Here is an 18,783-nt window from a genome sequence, read left to right on the forward strand (position 1 = left end):
AGATGAAATTTGATGAATTTTTACAATCGGTATCAAAAATAGAAAATATACCACTGCCAGCCGAATCTTCACAATTTAAAATGTCGCCACCTTTTAGAGAGCAGCTCCAAGCGCAGCAAAAAAATGCCATTAAAAATGCTAAAAATGCTGGAGTTGTTGCCTTGTTTTATCCGGATCAAGAACATGAAACTAAATTGGTGTTAATTCTTCGGAAAACCTATAAAGGTGTGCATTCTGCCCAAGTAGGCTTTCCTGGTGGAAAAGTTGAAAAAACGGATGCCTCAATAAAAGATGCTGCCATTCGAGAAACGTGGGAAGAAGTAGGCGTGCCACAGAGTGAAGTAGAAATTTTATGCGCCATGACCAAGGTTTATATTCCACCAAGTAATTTTTTTGTTTACCCGTTTATAGGAATTTCTCGATGTACGCCTAAATTTGTTAAACAGGATACGGAAGTTGAAGACATTATTGAGGTGACTTTACAAGATTTTATTAGTGAATCCAGTGTGGTAACTAAAACGGTATCAACTTCCTATAGTGTTGAGGTGGATGTGCCAGCATTTCATTTAAACAATCATATTGTCTGGGGAGCAACAGCTATGATGTTGAGCGAAATAAAAGACTTGTTAAAAGAACTGCTGTAAACGGACAGTTTTATTACATTTGTAATCTTAAATCAGTTTTAAATTATACGTATGGGATTGTTTAAACAAAATCCTTTTGGTCATTATCTCATTTTAAAAAAATGGGTTATTAGAATTCTAGGCGCGCTTACTCATAGGCGATTTAGAGGCTTTAATGAACTTAAAATTGAAGGATCTGAAATTATTAGAAATCTGCCAGATAATAATGTGTTGTTCATATCTAACCATCAAACCTATTTTGCTGATGTGGTGGCTATGTTCCATGTTTTTAATGCGAGTTTAAGTGACCGAGACGATTCTATAAAAAACGTAGGATATTTATGGAATCCAAAAATGAACATTTATTATGTAGCTGCTAAAGAAACCATGAAATCAGGTTTGCTTCCTAAAATAATGGCTTATGCTGGTTCTATTAGCATTGAGCGCACCTGGCGCGCAAAAGGAGAAGATGTAAATCGCCAAGTAAAAATGAGCGATATTTCAGCTATCAAAACTGCTTTAGATGATGGTTGGGTTATTACCTTTCCACAAGGTACTACAACACCTTTTAAACCTATTAGAAAAGGAACAGCGCATATTATTAAGCATTACAAGCCAGTTGTTGTACCTATCGTTATTGATGGTTTTAGGCGTTCGTTTGATAAAAAAGGGCTTCGTGTTAAGAAGAAGAATATTCTGCAAACATTAGAAATTAAAGAGCCATTACAGATTGATTACGAAAATGATTCCATAGCTGAAATAGTTGAAAAAATTGAATTTGCTATAGAGCAACATCCTTCCTTTTTAAAGGTAATTCCACAAGATGTTTTAGAAGCTGAAGAAGCTTTAAATGAAATGCGAAAATGGCGTCCTAATAATCCGTAAATTTATAAGTCTAATTTTTTTAGTTCCTTGTAATTCTTATTTAAACTTCGCAGTAAAATACCGTAAACTAACCAATAAAAGAGGAGTAAGGTAAGTATAACAGCAACTAAAAGCACTAACACGGTTAAAGTAAAAATGGTGTAGAACTTAAATGTTTCTCCACTTGCTGCTGCACTGTTTGCCAGATTAATAAGTTCTTGATCTTGGTCAAACTCTACAAATAGTACAATAACAACGGATAATATTAAGTAAAGGAGATTAAAAGCTACGTAGCGTTTTACCGTCTGACGTGTTTTTAAAATGTTTTCCATAAGTTTTTTTGCACTATCCGTAACAGAAATAGTTCGGTAGTTTTTAAAAAACATGACGAAAAAATACGCTAGAATAATATAGCCAAATACGGTAAGCGGTATAATAACATAATCTGCATCATAACTATTGTAACGTTCCATGCTTTTGCTATCTTTTAATGCAAAGGATATAACAAGCCAGAAAATAAATTCTAATAGACTAATGATAAATATCCACTTTACAATGGACGACGACCTTTTTAAAATCATCTTATAAATATCATTATAGGACACCTTAGGATAGGTATTGTTATCCTTTTTCCAGTCTTTTTTTAATAATTCTAATTCATCCATAAGGTTACGGATTTAAAATGGTTTTAAGCTTCGTTTTTATACGATTCATTTTTACACGTGCATTTACTTCGCTAATTCCCATTGTTTCACTTATTTCTTTGTAATTTTTTTCTTCTAAATATAAAAACACCAATGCTTTTTCAATATCATTCAGTTCTTTAACAGCATTGTAAAGTAATTTTAATTGTTGCTCTTCGGTATCATCATATTCCTCTGCTTTTATTTTGAATTCAATGCTTTCAAACTCTTGTGTCTTTATTCTGCGCTTTTTCTTTCTATATAGTGTTATAGCGGTATTCAGTGCTACACGATACATCCAAGTACTGAATTTTGAGTCACCACGGAATTTTGGAAAAGCTTTCCAAAGTTGTATGGTAATTTCTTGAAACAAATCATTATGAGCATCTTGGTTATTGGTGTAGAGTCTACACACTTTATGCACAATATTTTGATTTGCCTCAAGCTGTTCAACAAAACTATGTTCTAATGATTGGCTCAAATTGATGGTTTAGTACTGTATAAGTAGCATAAATATTAAAAAGTTACAGGGAATACAAATATTATTCAAAAATAGCCAATTAAATTGTTAAGGTTTATATTTGTATATCTGAAACGTATCCATTTTATTTATGAATATTCCTGAATCTAAACTTCCAAGGTTAGTGATTGTTGGCGGTGGATTTGCCGGTGTTAATCTGGTGAAATCCTTGAAAAATAAACCGGTTCAAGTTGTTTTAATAGACAAAAGAAACTATCATACTTTTCAGCCGCTATTATACCAAGTATCAAGTTCAGGTTTGGAGCCTGACTCCATAGCATATCCACTTCGCAAAATTATCAAATCGTCCCAAAATATCTTTTTTAGGTTAGCGGAAGTCCAAACAATAGATGCGGAAGCGCATACCATACAAACATCAATAGGTAATTTGTCCTTTGATTATTTGGTGTTGGCTACGGGAACGAAAACTAATTATTTTGGCAATAAGGATGTAGAAACCTATAGCATGCCTATGAAAACGGTTGCGCAGGCCTTAAATATTAGAAGTTTAATACTTCAGAATTTAGAAAAAGCAACTATTGCAAAAACGGTTGGGGAACGCCATGCCTTTTTGAATTTTGTAATTGTAGGAGGTGGGCCAACAGGTGTGGAATTAGCTGGCGCTATTGCTGAATTAAAAAATAACATTGTCCCAAAAGATTATCATGATTTGAATGCACACGATATGCAAATTCATCTTTTGGAGGGAGGTGATAGATTATTGCCGCCAATGAGTAAACATGCATCCAAAAAGGCCGCTGAATTTCTTAATAAATTAGGTGTTACAATTCATTGTAATACGTTTGTTAAAAATTACGATGGAAAAAAAGTAGAAACAAATACAGATTTAGAATTAGAATCTGAAACCTTAATTTGGGCGGCAGGTGTTACTGGAAATCCAGTGAAAGGTTTAGCTTCTGATGCGCTTTTTGAAAAGTTAAATCGGTACCGGGTAAATGGGTATAATCAGGTAGAAAATTACCCTCATATTTTTGCGCTTGGAGACATTGCTTATATGGAAACGGAAGCCTATCCAAAAGGACATCCTCAAGTGGCGCAACCTGCCATCCAGCAAGGCCAATTATTTGCTAAAAATATAATAAAATTAATAGGGAATAAACCTATGAAGAAATTCAAATATAATGACAAAGGTTCCATGGCAACTATAGGAAGAAATAAAGCGGTTGTGGATTTAGGTTCTTTAAAATTTTCTGGATTTTCAGCTTGGTTTGTTTGGATGTTTATTCACCTGATGGCGTTAGTAGGCTTTAGAAATAGAGTGGTAGTTTTCTTCAATTGGACCTATAATTATATCAATTTTGACAAGGCAGCACGCTTAATTATTAGACCATTCAATAAATTAAATAAATAGTTTAATAAAGTGTTTTTAATAATTTGGATATTAGTGTTTTAAATATCTATTATAAGGAAAATCTATCACTCTTTTAGGAGTCCAAAAATAATACAAAGTTGTGCAAAGGCGTATGTAAACATAATACTTATATTTGAAAATGGCAAGGGTTCATAAAATTTATTTAAAGCGAGTAAACTGTCAGAAATCATAAATAAAATAGCGCCTACAAAAACCAATATATAACTAACATTTGGCACTTCTCCTTTTCGCAAATACGCTGTTGTTCCCATGGTTAAAATAACTAGCATATATACAATAACAGGTATTAACATATCGCCTAAATTATCCTTCAAAAAGTAAAAAAGTAGTCCGCCATATACGAGTAAAATAACACTAAAAAGATAGGGTTTTTTATCGGTATTTCTTCGTTTTAAAAACACCAAAATATAGAGAATATGAGCGGTTAAAAAAGCGACCAATCCAAGCGTGAAAAAGTGATCAAATTTGTCTGCAAACATCAATAGAATATCACCCAATAAAGAGAAGATTAAAGCACCAAAAGTAAGCTGTTTTATCTTATTGGCGATGGAAGTATTTTGTTTGTAATAAAATATAATTATTGAAACTAGTAAGGCGGGCTTTGCAAAATAATGTAAGAGTGGATAGGACATTCCCGTTTGAATTTCCGCTATCAATATGAAACAAAAAAGGATGATAAATGATTTTTCAAATTTGGTTAATTTCATATAGCAGATAATTTAAATTTTAAATTAGAGGTTTTTAAAGTTGTAAAATTTTTAATGTGAACGCTCCTCTTTTAACAGTAGCGTGTTAAGCTTATTTCTTGAATAGTTATTACCCTTGCCTGTCTTTAATGCTTTTTGATACATAGAAACTGCTTTGTCTTTTTCATTCACTTCCGCATAATAATCGCCTAAAGAGTCGTAAACATTTGAGTTATTTGGATAATTTTTAACATTTAATTTAAAGAAGGCTTCAGCTTTATCATATAGTTTTCGTCTTAAACATGCATAGCCAAATTGATTTACCAATGATTCTGGGGGTAGAATGGTATAGTTCATTTTGTAAGATACTATTTCATAATGATTTTTAAGTGTTTTGATTACTGTACTGGCTGTAACATTTGGATTAATAATTAAGGATATAATGTTTTGGTTCAAATTATACCATGAAAAAATAAACCGTAGGGCGTCATAAGTTGCAATTAAAGGCAAGCTACCATGACTTTCGTTCGGGTAATAGTTCGAATTGAACTTAATTTGCGATGATGAGTGTGGAACAACTTTATTGGTAAATTCCAAAATATCCCGAATATGCTGCGTCTGTTTGGAGGTGTCCTGTTCTACTGTTGCTAGTGTTACTCCAGATGGCATGGAATTAGCAATTCCTACAAACAAAGTTTCATTGGAAAGGTTTTTATTATTTAAAATCATTTTTACTTCTTCTAACATGACGGAATCAGACCACCATAAACTGGGGTCTAAAGCTATATAACTATTAAAAAGTTCTGGGCGCTTTAGCATAGTATTTATCACTGTCAAACCTCCCAATGAGTGACCAATGTACAGACGGTAGGGCTTTGTTTTGTATGTTTTGCCAACAAATGAAATTAGTTCTTTTTGAATAAAATCCATGAAAGCTTCACCGCCACCTGAAGTATTTGGACCATTTTCGCTATTTCCATGTTTGGGCGTTAAATCCCGCAATCTATCCGTATTAAGTATGCCAACAACAATCATTTTTGGTAAAATGGAATTGCCTCTCGCGCTTAACTCTTGAATGGTGCCTACTACAGATGTAAAATGGGAGTCGCCATCAAGCAAATAAACTACGGGAAAGGCTTCATTTGAGTCTGAACGTGTTTCGGGAACGTGAACCCAAATTGTTCGTTCTTCATTTAGTATGGCTGACTGAATAGTGTGTGAAACACCAATACCTATTATATCTCCTTGTACGGTTTGTCCGCTATTCTTGTTAGGGATGAATAAAATAAATAGGGTTAATAAGTATGAGAATAGCTTCGTTCTGCTTGATGTTTGTAGTAATAATCTCATGGGCGGTTAATGATATGCACTAAAATAGCATTTTATTATTAGTATCAGTGGCATTTTACATTTCAGCTATTAAAATTTACAATTGAGTCCAAATATTTTTTAAAATGTTATGGGTAGATTCATATTTGTTGTATCAAACATGAAAGCCAACGAATATGAAAACTGTTTACATCATTCTACTATCCTTAATATCCTATTCAGCCTTTTCGCAAGTTGAAATAAGTGGAACCGTTCTAGATTCTAAAAATATTCCTATAGAAGGTGCTAACGTATATATTGAAGGGAGCTATGATGGCACAACATCCAACGCTATGGGTGAATTTCATTTTCAAACTTCAGAAACTGGACTACAAACATTAATTGTGTCCTTTCTTTCTTATGAGACTTATAAATTAGAAGCAGACGTTTCGATGTTTACAACTATTACCATTAAATTACGTGAAGATGTTAATGCTTTGGATACGGTGGTTATTTCAGCGGGTACGTTTGAAGCTGGCGATAATAGTAAAGTATCCGTTTTAAAACCCTTGGATGTAGTTACAACGGCTAGTGCAGTGGGTGACTTTGTTGGCGCATTGCAAACATTACCAGGAACGACTACAGTTGCAGAAGATGGCCGCTTATTTGTGCGCGGAGGTGATGCCAATGAAATGCAAATATTTATTGATGGCATTCGGGTATTTACACCCTATACACCAACTACAAATAATATTCCCACACGCGGTAGATATTCACCGTTTCTTTTTGATGGAATCACCTTTTCAACAGGTGGTTACTCTGCCGAATATGGCCAAGCATTATCAAGTGTACTTCTCTTAAACACGATTAATGAACCAGAGCAAAATAAAACAGATATAGGAATCATGAGTGTTGGTGGCTCTTTAGGTCATACTAAAAAATGGGAAAAGAGTTCCTTAAGTGTTAATGGTTCCTATATTAACTTGGCGCCTTATACTGCTGTATTTCCCGATAGAAATGAATGGGATAAACCATTTAATGGTGGTTCCGGTGAAGCTGTTTTTAGACGTCCGTTCAATTCAGGTATACTGAAATTATATACCGCATTTGAATCAGGTGGTTTTGCGCTAACACAAGAAGACATCAATGTTCCAGAAGGTGTTTACTACAAACTAAAAAATAACAACCTTTATTTTAATGGTTCGTACCGAGGCGTACTTTCTGATAATTGGACAATTTTTGGAGGGTTAAGTTATACGTATGCTCATAATGATATTCAAGTTTTTTTAGATGATATTAATGATACTGAAAATGCCGTTCATGCTAAATTTAAATTGAAACGCCGATTTAGCAATCGTTTTAAACTTCATGTAGGTGCTGAATATTTTTCCACAGACTTCAATTAGAAATATGAAAGTCCTGTAACGGCTAAATTATCCTATGGATTTAAAAATAATATTTCGGCAGCCTTTACAGAAGCGGATGTTATATTTTCAAAAAAATTCGCTTTAAAAGGTGGGTTAAGATTAGAATACAGTGGGTTGTTTAATGAAGTTACAATATCGCCTCGTTTGTCATTGGCTTATAAAACATCTAAAAACAGTCAAATATCTTGGGCTTATGGTAATTTTTATCAGAATCCGGATAGTAGTATTTTAAAGTTTGAACAGGATTTGCAAGCTCAAAAAACAACGCATTATATATTGAATTATCAATTAAATCGTGATGGTCAAATTTTTAGGGCTGAGGCTTTTTATAAGGATTATAAGAACCTAATAAAATATAACACGGAATTTGCGGGTTTTAATAGTGATTTTAATAATCAGGGTTTTGCTTCTGCTAAAGGGATCGATTTATTTTGGCGTGATAACAAAAGCTTAAAAAATATCGACTATTGGGTAAGTTATAGTTTTTTAGATAGCGAGCGCGACTATTTAAATTACCCAGAACCTGCTACACCAAATTTTGCAAACACTCATAATCTTTCCATAATAGGCAAATATTGGGTTGAAAACTGGAAAAGTCAGATTGGTTTAAGCTATAATTTTGCTTCTGGACGGACTTATACCAATCCAAATTTAGACGGGTTTTTAAATCAAAAAACAAAAAGTTATAACAGTTTAAGTTTGAATTGGGCGTATTTAGTAACACCACAAAAAATACTATATGTATCTGTTAATAATGCATTGGGTTTTAATAATATTAACGGATATCAGTATGCCAACTCACCAGATGTTACTGGAAACTTTGCAAGTCGTGCATTAAAACCGGCCGCAGATCAGTTTTTCTTTATTGGGTTTTTCTGGACAATTAGTGAAAAAGGAACAGATAATCAATTAAATAATTTGTAAACAATTATTATTTAACTATTTGGCATACAGTGTAAAACATGATTTAAATCATAGTTTTTTACAGGTATTTGGAGTAATTTAATTTCAGTTAAACTTTAGAAATTATGGAACTCAAAAAAAATCCAAATTTAGAAATTGGTCGCAACAGCGCTATCTATTTTGCTGTAGGTCTTAATATCATGCTGTTTTTTACTTGGCGTGGATTGGAGTATCGCACGTACGACCAACCAGACATTAATCAAGAACTCTTGATATTCACAGAAGAGATTGAAGACGATATTCCTATTACTAATCTTGAAGCAACGCCTCCGCCACCACCTCCTGCATCTGCTGCAATTCCTGAAGTTATTACCATAGTAGAAGATACCGAAGAGATTGAAGAAACAATAATAGAAAGCTCGGAATCTGGTCAGGAAGATCGTATTGAAGAGCGCGAAATAACTGTAGACGAAGTAATCGTAGAAGAGATTGAAGAAGAGGTTTCAGTACCTTTTTCCGTTGTTGAAGATGTGCCTGTTTTTCCTGGTTGTTCTGGAAATAACGTGGCGTTGCGTAATTGTTTTAGTGCGAAAATAACCGAGCATATCCAAAAGCATTTCAAATATCCAGAATCAGCTCTAGATTTAGGAATTCATGGGAAGGTGTATGTCATGTTTATTATTGATTCCCAAGGACGAGTAAGTAATATTAGATCGCGTGGTCCAGATCCGCAATTAGAGAAAGAAGCGGAACGCATAATAGGTTTATTGCCAATTATGCAACCAGGAAAACAACGCGGAAAACCTGTAAAAGTGCCATATAGTATTCCGATAAATTTTAAAATTGAATAATTGTATTGGTCGGTTATCGTTTTTACAGCCGTATTAAAGGGATCCAAGGAACCATTAATACGGTTTTTTTGGTTTTATTGGGTTTTGTAACTGGTTTGGGGTTTAATAACAATTCATCCACAAAAACTGACAGTTGAGAAGGTTGATTTTTGTAAAATCTTATTTCTGGCGCATATTTGCTCTATCAAATAAAAACACAATCTTATGAAATCACTTATAATCACGTGCACGCTTTTATTAGGCTTAGCAACACAAGGTCAAACTAATTTTGAAAAAGGCATGACAAAGGCTTTTTCTTTGTGGCAGTCTGATAATATGAATGGGGCTGAACAACTTTTTGAGCGCATTGCAGATGCGGAACCAGATGAATGGCTTCCTGCTTATTATATTGCTCAAATTAACAGTTTAAAAAGTTGGACAGAAAAGGATGTTAGTGTATTGACTTCTCAATTAGAGAAAGCTCAAAACTATATAGATTTGGCTAAAGCTATAAATCCAAATAATGCCGAAATTTTAGTTATGCAAGCCCAAATTTATACCAATTGGGTGGCCTTTGATGGTGCTACGTATGGCATGAAATACAGCGCCTTAATAAATGAGCTTTATAAGCAAGCGTATAAACTAGATCCAAAAAACCCAAGAGTGGTTCTTAATAAAGCAGAATGGGAAATGGGTAGCGCCAAATTTTTTGGTAAAGATACCAAGCCGTACTGCGAAGACATTGCTGGAGCCATAGAACTTTTTGTTACCTTTAAACCCGCTTCAGATTTTCACCCAAGTTGGGGGAAAGAACGTGCCGAACAAGTATTGGCTAATTGTAAATAATATTAAACAACAATAACCCACGACATCATGAATAGACTAATGAAAAATATACTACTCACTGTTGGTATAGGTGTTTTGGTTTTTTTGATTGGCAATGCATTATCTCGTGGTTTTGAGTTTGATAGCTTTAATGATCTGCTTGTAAACCTTATGTTTTATCAGTTGTATGCTTTTATTTTAGGATTTTCTAACATGTATTTTTTTGGATATTTAGGCAAGCGTAACTGGAAAGATGATGAGAGTTTAAAACGAATACTGGTAGGTGTTGTTGGTTCAGTTATAATTACGCTTTTTGGCTTATTTCTCTTGCATATGTTTGAAGCCTTGGCACTAGAGGGTAAAAGCTTTGAAACCTTTATTGCCAATGAATCGTACAGGAGTTATACCTTTGGTTTATGGATTACCTTAACCATTGTAATTACGTTTCATGCGGTTTATTTTTATAAGCAATCTCAAGAAAAAAAGGTTAAAGAATCTCAAATCGTTGCACAAACCCAGACCGCAAAATTTGATGCGCTTAAAAACCAGTTAGATCCGCATTTTCTGTTTAATAGTTTAAATGTACTATCTAGTTTAATTGAAGAAAATCCAGAAAACGCCCAACAATTTACAACGTCTTTATCAAAAATATATCGCTATGTTTTAGAACAAAAAAACAAAGATTTAGTATCTGTTGATGCGGAATTAGAATTTGCTAGAACGTATATGCTGCTATTAAAAATGCGCTTTGAGGACAGTATTATTTTTGATATTCCAAATCAAGCTTCCAATCCGGACAGCAAAGTGGTGCCATTAGCACTTCAGTTGCTCTTGGAAAATGCCGTAAAACATAATATGGTAACTTCTAGCAAACCTTTACATATTAAAATTTATGAACGCGAAGGTAATTTGGTAATCGAAAATAATTTACAAACAAAACAAGTATTAAAAAAGAGTAGTGGAGTAGGGTTGAGTAATATAACGGAACGCTATTCGCTTTTAACAACTAAAAAAGTATTTATTAATCAAGAGTCATCGGTGTTCAAGGTCTCAATACCCATGCTTACAAAACAAATAACAATTATGGAGCCACAAGAAATTACAAATAAAGAAGAAGCTTATTATCGAGCTAAAAAGCAGGTAGAAGAAATAAAAGGGTTTTATGGAAACCTGATATCTTACTGTCTCGTTATTCCCTTTTTAATTTTTTTAAATTATAAAACATCTTGGGGTTTTCAATGGTTTTGGTTTCCAATGCTAGGTTGGGGTATGGGTATAGTGTTTCATGCTTTTGCCGTGTTTGGTTATGGTAAAACATGGGAAGAACGCAAAATACAAGAGATTTTAAACAAAGAAAATAATCAAAAAAAATGGAACTAATGAGTAATAATTTTAATTTTGAAGCGCAAGACCGCTTGGATCGGGCAAAAGCGGAAGTAAAAAAATTAAAGGGTTTTTATTCGCATTTATTGGTATATGTTGTTATCAATTTAATGATTGTGGTAATAAATGTACAAGAATTGGAGCCTGGAGAAAGTTACTTTCAATTTAAGAATTTTTTTACACTTACATTTTGGGGATTTGGATTGTTAGTCCATGGTTTATCGGTTTTTTTACCAAATTGGGTTTTAGGGAAAAACTGGGAAGAACGTAAAATTAAGGAATATATGGAACGCCATAATAAGAAATAAAACCAATCTTAACCAGCTAAAACACTATGAATGTCATAATAATAGAAGACGAAAAACCATCAGCAAGACGATTACAACGGATGTTAGATAAATTAGGAGTCCAAGCTGAAACTATGCTGCATTCGGTTGAAGAATCAATAAATTGGTTTGATAACAACCCACATCCCGATCTTATTTTTTTAGATATTCAATTAAGTGACGGTTTATCTTTTGAAATTTTTGATGCCGTAAAAGTTAAATCTGCTATTATTTTCACAACAGCCTATGATGAATACGCGCTGCAAGCTTTTAAATTAAATAGTATTGATTATTTGTTAAAGCCTATTGATACCGATGAATTGGCAGAAGCATTAGAGAAGTTTAAGGAACATCAATTTAAAGAGCAACAGGTAGCTTTGGATTTTAATGCTATAAAAAATCTGTTGGTTAATGCATCGGAACCAGAATACAAGAAACGTTTTTCAGTAAAAGTTGGGCAGCATTTAAAGCTGTTTACAATTGACGAAATAGAATGTTTTTATAGTGAAAATAAAGGTACATACTTGCATACCAATCAAGGTAGAAGCTATCTTTTGGATACCACTTTAGAGCAATTAGATAACGAATTAAATCCAAAACAGTTTTTTAGAATTAGTAGAAAATTCTTTATTAATATCCATGCAATAAAAGATATGGTGAGTTATACCAATTCACGTTTAGAAATAAAACTAAATAACTTTAACGAACAAGAGGTAATAGTTGCTCGTGAGCGAGTTAAGGACTTTAAGAATTGGTTGGAATAATAAAAAACGTCTTAAAATTAAATAGTTACTTGGGCTTCTTAATCTTCCACCCGGTTATCATCAAAAGCCGAAGGCAATAATTTTGGTATAAATTTTATTACAATTGGTAATAACAAGGCTCCACCAGGTAATAAAAATATGGCTAAACTTGGTATAGATTTAAAAATATCTAATAACTGATTGTGTACGCGTTTTTGTTCGTCTTCATTTAATTCTCTTATGGTAGATTGCGTTAAAAGCTTCATTAAATCCTTACTTTCCTGAAGCTCCTTTAATAAACGCTTACTATTTCTAGAAATTAATTTATTTACCATCTCGCTAGAATTATTGTAAAATGTTTTTACAACATTCTTGGAGCTTAATAAGGCTATTTTATCTTTATGTGTTTCGTAAAACACATTAATGGCACGTGTGGCTTCATCCATATTAGCGCCTTCTAATTGTAAGTCGGTTGATAATTTATTTAAAAAATCATATTCCTTCTTATCAATTATCGTATCGCCCCAGGCTGCCATACATGCAATATCTAAAATATAATATTTTTCTAAATCCCCCGAAATATGGGAGAGTGCTTCATTATAACTCATTTTTTTTGAGTCATGATATCTCCGTGACTGTTCAAATAAATTTATTAAACTTTCGTCATAATCACTTTTCAGAATTTTAGAATTTAAGGTGTGAATGACGACCGTTTCAATTGCCGCTTCTAAATTTTGAAGGTAGACTTCTGATATATGTTCTGTTTTTAAAAACGTTTTATAGGCTAGTACATCCGTAAACAATAAGGCATTGGTAATAAAGTAATTGAAACTTCTTTCAATTATGTTATCATCAATTTGAACTCGTTTATGAATGATTTTCTCAAGGGTAGATACATTTTTCTTGCCGCCTAAAAGTTCGGAAAAGAAGGATGCCTTGTAAGCGTTTATAAGTGTGTAAAAGTCTAGAATACTATCAACAAAATTACTTGTAGTGCCTGATGTGCTATGAATATAATTAAACGCCGTAATTAAATTTACTTTACATATCTCTTCACTTGTAAAATCGGAATTAGAGATATAGTCATTAAATACACCTACGTTACTTCCATAAATAAATCCGTTTTGACGAAGCTCTCTATAAAAGGTGTTTGTAGATAGGGTAGAAAGATTGGTACTAATATTTTCTACGAGTAATAATTTATTTATCCAGCCATTTGCTGATGGATTCATGTTCGTTTATTTGAGGGTGTAAAGATAGAGTATTAATCTAAAAAGTCCTTAAAAATCATGTTAACAAAATTTTAACAAAACCGACTTTAAAGTTATTGCGTAGGTATGTGTGAGAGTCAATAATAATTAACAAAAACTCAAAATTATGAAAAACATGAAAATTTATTTAGGAATCGGTGTTGCAGTCGTAGCAGGTTTCTTTTTGGTAGCAGCCGATCATATCGATGCGCCAGCAGTAGCAGGTGGTACAAGTGATATCACTGATTTTTACGCCTTTCAAGGGCAAAACACAGACAATTTAGTTTTTGTCGCCAACGTTCAAGGGTTGATAAGTCCAGCAAATACTAGTGATGCAGCATTTGACGAAAACGTTTTAATAGAATTTAATATTGATACCGATCAAGACAATATTGAAGATTTAGTAATTCAAGCTATTCCAAGAAATGGTAAAATGTATTTCTTCGGGCCATCGGCGCCTTCTACAACAGTACTTAATAGTACAATCCTTATAGAAAATGCTAAAGGAAGTGTAGATATTTCGCAATATGGAGAATCTGCCATTATTGAAAACGCGAATCAAATGAAGTTTTTTGCAGGACCTAGAGATGATCCATTTTTTATGGATTTCGCACGTTATGGTGATATTATAGCAGGAAACGAGACGGAATTTGCTAATCCAGGATCAGATACGTTTGCTGGATCCAACGTAATGTCCATAGTGGTAGAAGTTCCAAAAAACCTTGTTGGTAGTACTGGAACTATAAATACGTGGGTAGAATCTAAACGTAAACAATAATAAACTAACAAATTTAAAACACAGATATTATGAAAAATTTAAAATACATATTAAGTATTGTTGCCATTGCAGCATTAACAATTAGTTGTTCAAGTGACGACGACTTTACACCAGCACAAGGAGGTCCAGCTGCTCCTGATTTCTCTGGGGTATTTGCACAACAAGATCAAATGGGAAGACCAGCAGTGAATACTGTATTCGTTTCTGGGGATAGTAAAAACATGTTTAATAAAACAATCCCAACGCAACAAAATGCGGCATTTCAAAGCATGTTCCAAACCAATTTGGAAGGTTTAAGTCCTGCTTATGCCAATCCGGAAGATACAAATGCTTTAGGGTTAACATCAGCAGAATTTACAGGCTTATTAGCAACAGACGTTCTTAATGTTTCTTTAGATGGACCGACAACATTTTACGATGGAACGAACGTTTTAACAGGACGAAATTTAACGGATGATGTTATTACAGTAGAATTGATATTGATTTTTGGTGGTGAAACAGGCTTAACAGCTCCAGAATTTCCAGGATTATCAAATGATAATGTAGATGCAAATGACAAAGACTTTTTAAATGAATTTCCATATTTAGCTAGCGCTTGGTAGAGATTCTAAATCAGGGCATGTGAGGGCATGCCCTGTTTTTTTTATTACAAAACAAACAAACAAAACTAACAACATCAACACATGAAAACTTTAAAACAATATATCGGATTATTTGTTTGCATGCTTATTGTTACAAGTTGTGACAACCAACCCAAAGCAATAACCGAAAAAACAGATTACAATAGTTATTTAGAATTAGTCGAGAATGATGCGTTGCAAAAAGCTGAAAAGGACCTTTTATTTTGGGAAAAAAAGCTAGAAAAAGAACCATCGCAATATCCTTATGTAGCTAAAATTGCAGCGTCTCATTCTCGATTATTTACCATAACAGGAAAGGTTGAACATTTAATTTTAGCCGAAAAAAATTTAAAAGCAGTAAATGAACACACCAATTATAATAACGTAGGTTATTTGCGTTCACTATCGCGAAATTATATTTCTCAACACCGTTTTCGTGAAGCAAAAACAATGCTGGAAAAAGCTAAAACTAATGGTGAAAACATAGAAGCTACGTATAAAATGCTTTTTGATGTAGAGTTAGAACTTGGTAATGTAGCTGCAGCAAAAACGTATTTGGAACGTATAAAAGATTTTAGTGATTTTGATTATTTAATTCGCTTGTCAAAATGGAGCGATCATCAAGGCGATTTGGATTCAGCCATAAAGTATATGGAACAAGCCACAGCTATGGCAGAAAGTGCTAATATTAATAGCTCTAAAGAATGGGCTTACACCAATTTGGCCGACTTTTATGGGCATGCTGGAAAAATAAAGGATTCTTATAATTATTATTTAAAAGCACTTGCCATTAATCCAAATGATGCTTATGCTAAAAAAGGAATTGCTTGGATTGTGTATTCCTATGAAAGAAATCCAGAAGAAGCCACACGTATTTTAAACACCTTAACGCAAAATTACCAAGTGCCAGATTTGTATTTATTGAAAGCTGAAATTGCGGATTTCATGAAAAACAAACAAGCCAAAGAAGGTAATATTGATATGTATTTAGCCTTGGTTTCAAATGACTCTTATGGAGATATGTATAATGCGTATAATATTGAACTTTTTGTGGACTTTGAAGATCAACATGAAGCTGCTTTACAATTGGCAAAGAAAGAAATTCAAAACCGTCCAACGGCTATGTCCTATGATTTATTAGCATGGAGTTATTATAAAAACGGAAATGTTAAAAAAGCGTTAAGTATTATGGAAGAGTTCGTTATTGGTAATACTTTTGAACCTCTTGCCATTTATCATTTAGCCCTAATTTATAAGGCAAATGGATTAACTGAAAAAGCGCAAAAACTAAAACCCGAATTGGAGTCTAGTTCGTATGAATTAGGACCTGTTTTATCTCAAGAAATTTCAAGAATCTAACCTATTAGACCAAACCAATTATGCTAACTAAAACAGTAATTAAATATTTATTTGCCGTGTTTATCATGACTCAAATAGCTCATGCTCAAACGGTAAAAGGTGTTGTACATGATGATGAAGGACAACCTATTGAAAACGCTTATGTATATAATGTTAACACCTCTAGTCACGCGCACACATTATCAAACGGAACGTTTATCATAGAAAATAATAATCAAGGCGATTCTTTAACCATCGGTTTATTAGGTTATGAAAAAATGTCTGTTATTCTCAATCAAGATCATATAAAAAATGGTGTTCAAGTTGTTTTAAAGAGTAAAACAATTCTTTTAAATGAATTAGTTATTACCGAACAGGTAAATGCCATGAACAGTATTGCCAGAGTAGATTTGGAAACCAATCCTGTAAACTCATCACAAGAAATATTACGTAAAGTACCAGGATTAATTATTGGTCAACATGCCGGAGGTGGAAAAGCCGAGCAAATATTTTTACGTGGTTTTGATATAGATCACGGAACTGATATAAGTTTGTCTGTAGACGGAATGCCAGTAAATATGGTGTCTCACGCACATGGTCAAGGGTATAGCGATTTACATTTTGTAATTCCGGAAACCATCAATAATATTAATTTTGGTAAAGGACCATATTATGCTAATAAAGGTGATTTTGCAACTGCGGGATATGTAGATTTTAACACGAAAGATAATATTAATGGAAGTGAAGTTAGTTTAAGTTTCGGGCAATTTAACTCAATAAGAACATTAGGTATGTTTGATTTATTGAAAAACAACAAACGCTCTAATGCTTATGTGGCATTGGAATATATTGAGTTTGATGGTCCTTATGATTCGCCTCAAAATTTCAATCGTTTAAATTTATTTGGAAAATTCAGTTCCTATTTAAAAGGTAATGATAAATTGTCCCTAACGGTTTCACATTTTACAAGTCGTTGGGATGCTTCCGGGCAAATCCCACAACGCGCTGTAGATAGTGGGCTAATTTCACGATTCGGTTCTATTGATGATACCGAAGGTGGAAACACCTCAAGAAGTAATGTGAATGTTGCTTATGAATCTATTTTAGATAACGACTTGCAATTTAAATCCAATGTATTTTACTCTAAATATGGTTTTGAGTTGTATTCCAATTTCACCTTCTTTTTAGAAGACCCTATTAATGGCGATCAGATTAAGCAATTTGAAAGTCGTGATGTTTTCGGGTTTAATACCGCTTTCATAAAGGACACACATGTAGGTGAAGTAGATACCAAAATTACATCTGGTTTTGGTATGCGTTATGATATGGTTAATGATGTAGAGCTTTCTCATACCTTAAACCGAAACGAAACACTCAATTATTTAGCCTTAGGAAATGTAAACGAAACCAATATGTTTGGATATGTTAATGCTGAATTTAAGCTGAACAAATTTATTATAGCACCAGCTTTACGTTTGGACTATTTTAAATTTATGTATAACGATGCATTGGTGGCAGAATATGAAACACTATCTGAAACAAAAACAACAGTAAGTCCAAAATTGAATTTCTTTTATAATCAAAATGAAAACTTACAAATATTTTTAAAATCAGGAATAGGCTTCCATTCCAATGATGCGCGCGTAGTTGTTGCGCAAAATGGTGAAGAAATTTTACCAAGAGCTTACGGTGCCGATTTAGGCGCTATTTGGAAACCATTCCCAAAAATGGTGGTTAATACAGCATTGTGGTATTTGTTTTCAGAGCAAGAGTTTGTATATGTAGGAGATGCAGGCGTTGTAGAGCCTAGTGGAAAATCAGAACGTTATGGGTTAGATTTAGGACTTCGTTACCAATTTACAAATTGGTTGTATTTTGATACAGACGCAACTTTAACCCATGCCAGAAGTGTGGATGAACCAAGTGGTGCGGACTATATTCCATTAGCACCAGATTTTACACTAACAGGGGGTTTATCCATTAATGATTTAAATGGTTTTTCTGCAGGAATTCGTTACCGATATATTGATGATAGGCCAGCTAATGAGGATAACTCAATTGTTGCTACAGGTTATTTTGTAACCGATTTAAATATGAATTACGCCTTCAATAAAAATATTAGTGTTGGTGTAGCCATTGAAAATCTATTTGATACGGAATGGAACGAAACACAATTTGCGACAGAAACGCGATTACAAAATGAAATTGATCCTGTGGAAGAAATTACCTTTACACCTGGTACACCGTTTTTTATTAAAGGAATTGTGAGTTACAAGTTTTAAG

17 protein-coding genes and 1 pseudogene are annotated in these 18,783 nt (G+C 33.4%); 13 read left to right on the forward strand and 5 right to left on the reverse strand.

The window, feature by feature from the left end; genetic code table 11:
• Window positions 1-2 precede the first annotated feature (2 nt).
• The gene (locus ACFPH8_RS09750) at window positions 3-644 is read left to right on the forward strand and encodes an NUDIX hydrolase (RefSeq protein WP_248400550.1); all 642 of its coding nucleotides are present in this window, start codon (window positions 3-5) and stop codon (window positions 642-644) included.
• Window positions 645-695: 51 nt separating this feature from the next.
• Complete coding sequence (locus ACFPH8_RS09755; RefSeq protein WP_248400549.1) at window positions 696-1,508, forward strand: lysophospholipid acyltransferase family protein; 813 nt, start codon at window positions 696-698, stop codon at window positions 1,506-1,508.
• A 2-nt stretch (window positions 1,509-1,510) separates the two neighbouring features.
• Here the strand turns inward: ACFPH8_RS09755 and ACFPH8_RS09760 are convergent, their stop codons facing one another.
• A complete protein-coding gene (locus ACFPH8_RS09760) occupies window positions 1,511-2,152 on the reverse strand; it encodes a hypothetical protein (RefSeq protein ID WP_376860521.1) in 642 nt (213 codons plus the stop codon).
• A gap of 4 nt (window positions 2,153-2,156) precedes the next feature.
• A complete protein-coding gene (locus tag ACFPH8_RS09765) occupies window positions 2,157-2,651 on the reverse strand; it encodes an RNA polymerase sigma factor (protein WP_248400547.1) in 495 nt (164 codons plus the stop codon).
• Window positions 2,652-2,781: 130 nt separating this feature from the next.
• Between ACFPH8_RS09765 and ACFPH8_RS09770 the strand changes: the two genes are divergently transcribed.
• The gene (locus tag ACFPH8_RS09770) at window positions 2,782-4,062 is read left to right on the forward strand and encodes an NAD(P)/FAD-dependent oxidoreductase (protein WP_376860523.1); all 1,281 of its coding nucleotides are present in this window, start codon (window positions 2,782-2,784) and stop codon (window positions 4,060-4,062) included.
• 65 nt (window positions 4,063-4,127) lie between these two features.
• Here the strand turns inward: ACFPH8_RS09770 and ACFPH8_RS09775 are convergent, their stop codons facing one another.
• Together ACFPH8_RS09775 and ACFPH8_RS09780 are read right to left on the reverse strand one after the other, a co-directional pair.
• Entirely contained in the window at window positions 4,128-4,790 is a 663-nt protein-coding gene (locus tag ACFPH8_RS09775) for a lysoplasmalogenase (protein ID WP_376860525.1), read from the reverse strand.
• A 51-nt stretch (window positions 4,791-4,841) separates the two neighbouring features.
• Window positions 4,842-6,119 carry an alpha/beta hydrolase-fold protein gene (locus tag ACFPH8_RS09780; protein ID WP_376860527.1) on the reverse strand — a complete coding sequence of 426 codons (1,278 nt, stop codon included), beginning with the start codon at window positions 6,117-6,119 and terminating at the stop codon, window positions 4,842-4,844.
• Between the two features lie 155 nt (window positions 6,120-6,274).
• On the opposite strand from ACFPH8_RS09780, the pseudogene ACFPH8_RS09785 reads away from it, so the two are divergent.
• The 6 genes and pseudogenes from ACFPH8_RS09785 (at window position 6,275) to ACFPH8_RS09810 (ending at window position 12,535) form a co-directional block, all read left to right on the forward strand.
• Window positions 6,275-8,428, forward strand: a pseudogene (locus ACFPH8_RS09785) (TonB-dependent receptor).
• 104 nt (window positions 8,429-8,532) lie between these two features.
• Window positions 8,533-9,258, forward strand: a complete 726-nt coding sequence (locus ACFPH8_RS09790) for an energy transducer TonB (RefSeq protein WP_376860529.1) — start codon at window positions 8,533-8,535, stop codon at window positions 9,256-9,258.
• A 204-nt stretch (window positions 9,259-9,462) separates the two neighbouring features.
• Window positions 9,463-10,083 (forward strand): tetratricopeptide repeat protein, encoded by a 621-nt coding sequence (locus ACFPH8_RS09795; protein WP_248400542.1) that lies wholly within the window; start codon window positions 9,463-9,465, stop codon window positions 10,081-10,083.
• 27 nt (window positions 10,084-10,110) lie between these two features.
• Window positions 10,111-11,442: a 2TM domain-containing protein gene (locus tag ACFPH8_RS09800; protein WP_376860531.1), complete on the forward strand. Its 1,332-nt coding sequence runs from the start codon at window positions 10,111-10,113 to the stop codon at window positions 11,440-11,442.
• Window positions 11,442-11,753, forward strand: coding sequence for a 2TM domain-containing protein (locus ACFPH8_RS09805; protein ID WP_376860533.1), 312 nt, complete (start codon window positions 11,442-11,444; stop codon window positions 11,751-11,753). The genes ACFPH8_RS09800 and ACFPH8_RS09805 overlap by 1 nt, the downstream gene beginning before the upstream one ends.
• Before the next feature lie 26 nt (window positions 11,754-11,779).
• A complete protein-coding gene (locus tag ACFPH8_RS09810) occupies window positions 11,780-12,535 on the forward strand; it encodes a LytR/AlgR family response regulator transcription factor (protein WP_248400539.1) in 756 nt (251 codons plus the stop codon).
• Window positions 12,536-12,573: 38 nt separating this feature from the next.
• On the opposite strand, the gene ACFPH8_RS09815 is transcribed toward ACFPH8_RS09810, so the two are convergent.
• Window positions 12,574-13,746 (reverse strand): LETM1-related biofilm-associated protein, encoded by a 1,173-nt coding sequence (locus ACFPH8_RS09815; protein WP_376860536.1) that lies wholly within the window; start codon window positions 13,744-13,746, stop codon window positions 12,574-12,576.
• Between the two features lie 145 nt (window positions 13,747-13,891).
• Here ACFPH8_RS09815 and ACFPH8_RS09820 point away from each other — a divergent pair, with 145 nt between their 5' ends.
• The 4 genes from ACFPH8_RS09820 to ACFPH8_RS09835 all read left to right on the forward strand — a co-directional run bounded on the left by ACFPH8_RS09820 (window position 13,892) and on the right by ACFPH8_RS09835 (window position 18,782).
• Window positions 13,892-14,542, forward strand: coding sequence for a DUF4331 family protein (locus tag ACFPH8_RS09820; RefSeq protein WP_376860538.1), 651 nt, complete (start codon window positions 13,892-13,894; stop codon window positions 14,540-14,542).
• A gap of 29 nt (window positions 14,543-14,571) precedes the next feature.
• Window positions 14,572-15,144 (forward strand): DUF4331 family protein, encoded by a 573-nt coding sequence (locus ACFPH8_RS09825; RefSeq protein WP_376860540.1) that lies wholly within the window; start codon window positions 14,572-14,574, stop codon window positions 15,142-15,144.
• Between the two features lie 81 nt (window positions 15,145-15,225).
• On the forward strand, window positions 15,226-16,521 hold the full coding sequence (locus ACFPH8_RS09830) for a tetratricopeptide repeat protein (protein WP_376860542.1): 1,296 nt from the start codon (window positions 15,226-15,228) through the stop codon (window positions 16,519-16,521).
• A 20-nt stretch (window positions 16,522-16,541) separates the two neighbouring features.
• Entirely contained in the window at window positions 16,542-18,782 is a 2,241-nt protein-coding gene (locus ACFPH8_RS09835) for a TonB-dependent receptor (RefSeq protein ID WP_376860544.1), read from the forward strand.
• Window position 18,783 lies beyond the last annotated feature (1 nt).

The sequence above is a fragment of the Bizionia hallyeonensis genome (assembly GCF_042657385.1).
Classification (GTDB): Bacteria; Bacteroidota; Bacteroidia; order Flavobacteriales; family Flavobacteriaceae; genus Algorimicrobium; species Algorimicrobium hallyeonense.

Bases quoted from the DNA above. Each gene is read 5' to 3' on its own strand.
- ACFPH8_RS09820 (WP_376860538.1), top strand. From the start codon at position 13,892: ATGAAAAACATGAAAATTTATTTAGGAATCGGTGTTGCAGTCGTAGCA.
- ACFPH8_RS09795 (WP_248400542.1), top strand. From the start codon at position 9,463: ATGAAATCACTTATAATCACGTGCACGCTTTTATTAGGCTTAGCAACA.
- ACFPH8_RS09760 (WP_376860521.1), bottom strand. From the start codon at position 2,152: ATGGATGAATTAGAATTATTAAAAAAAGACTGGAAAAAGGATAACAAT.
- ACFPH8_RS09830 (WP_376860542.1), top strand. From the start codon at position 15,226: ATGAAAACTTTAAAACAATATATCGGATTATTTGTTTGCATGCTTATT.
- ACFPH8_RS09805 (WP_376860533.1), top strand. From the start codon at position 11,442: ATGAGTAATAATTTTAATTTTGAAGCGCAAGACCGCTTGGATCGGGCA.
- ACFPH8_RS09810 (WP_248400539.1), top strand. From the start codon at position 11,780: ATGAATGTCATAATAATAGAAGACGAAAAACCATCAGCAAGACGATTA.
- ACFPH8_RS09750 (WP_248400550.1), top strand. From the start codon at position 3: ATGAAATTTGATGAATTTTTACAATCGGTATCAAAAATAGAAAATATA.
- ACFPH8_RS09835 (WP_376860544.1), top strand. From the start codon at position 16,542: ATGCTAACTAAAACAGTAATTAAATATTTATTTGCCGTGTTTATCATG.
- ACFPH8_RS09775 (WP_376860525.1), bottom strand. From the start codon at position 4,790: ATGAAATTAACCAAATTTGAAAAATCATTTATCATCCTTTTTTGTTTC.
- ACFPH8_RS09755 (WP_248400549.1), top strand. From the start codon at position 696: ATGGGATTGTTTAAACAAAATCCTTTTGGTCATTATCTCATTTTAAAA.
- ACFPH8_RS09780 (WP_376860527.1), bottom strand. From the start codon at position 6,119: ATGAGATTATTACTACAAACATCAAGCAGAACGAAGCTATTCTCATAC.
- ACFPH8_RS09790 (WP_376860529.1), top strand. From the start codon at position 8,533: ATGGAACTCAAAAAAAATCCAAATTTAGAAATTGGTCGCAACAGCGCT.
- ACFPH8_RS09770 (WP_376860523.1), top strand. From the start codon at position 2,782: ATGAATATTCCTGAATCTAAACTTCCAAGGTTAGTGATTGTTGGCGGT.
- ACFPH8_RS09815 (WP_376860536.1), bottom strand. From the start codon at position 13,746: ATGAATCCATCAGCAAATGGCTGGATAAATAAATTATTACTCGTAGAA.
- ACFPH8_RS09800 (WP_376860531.1), top strand. From the start codon at position 10,111: ATGAATAGACTAATGAAAAATATACTACTCACTGTTGGTATAGGTGTT.
- ACFPH8_RS09825 (WP_376860540.1), top strand. From the start codon at position 14,572: ATGAAAAATTTAAAATACATATTAAGTATTGTTGCCATTGCAGCATTA.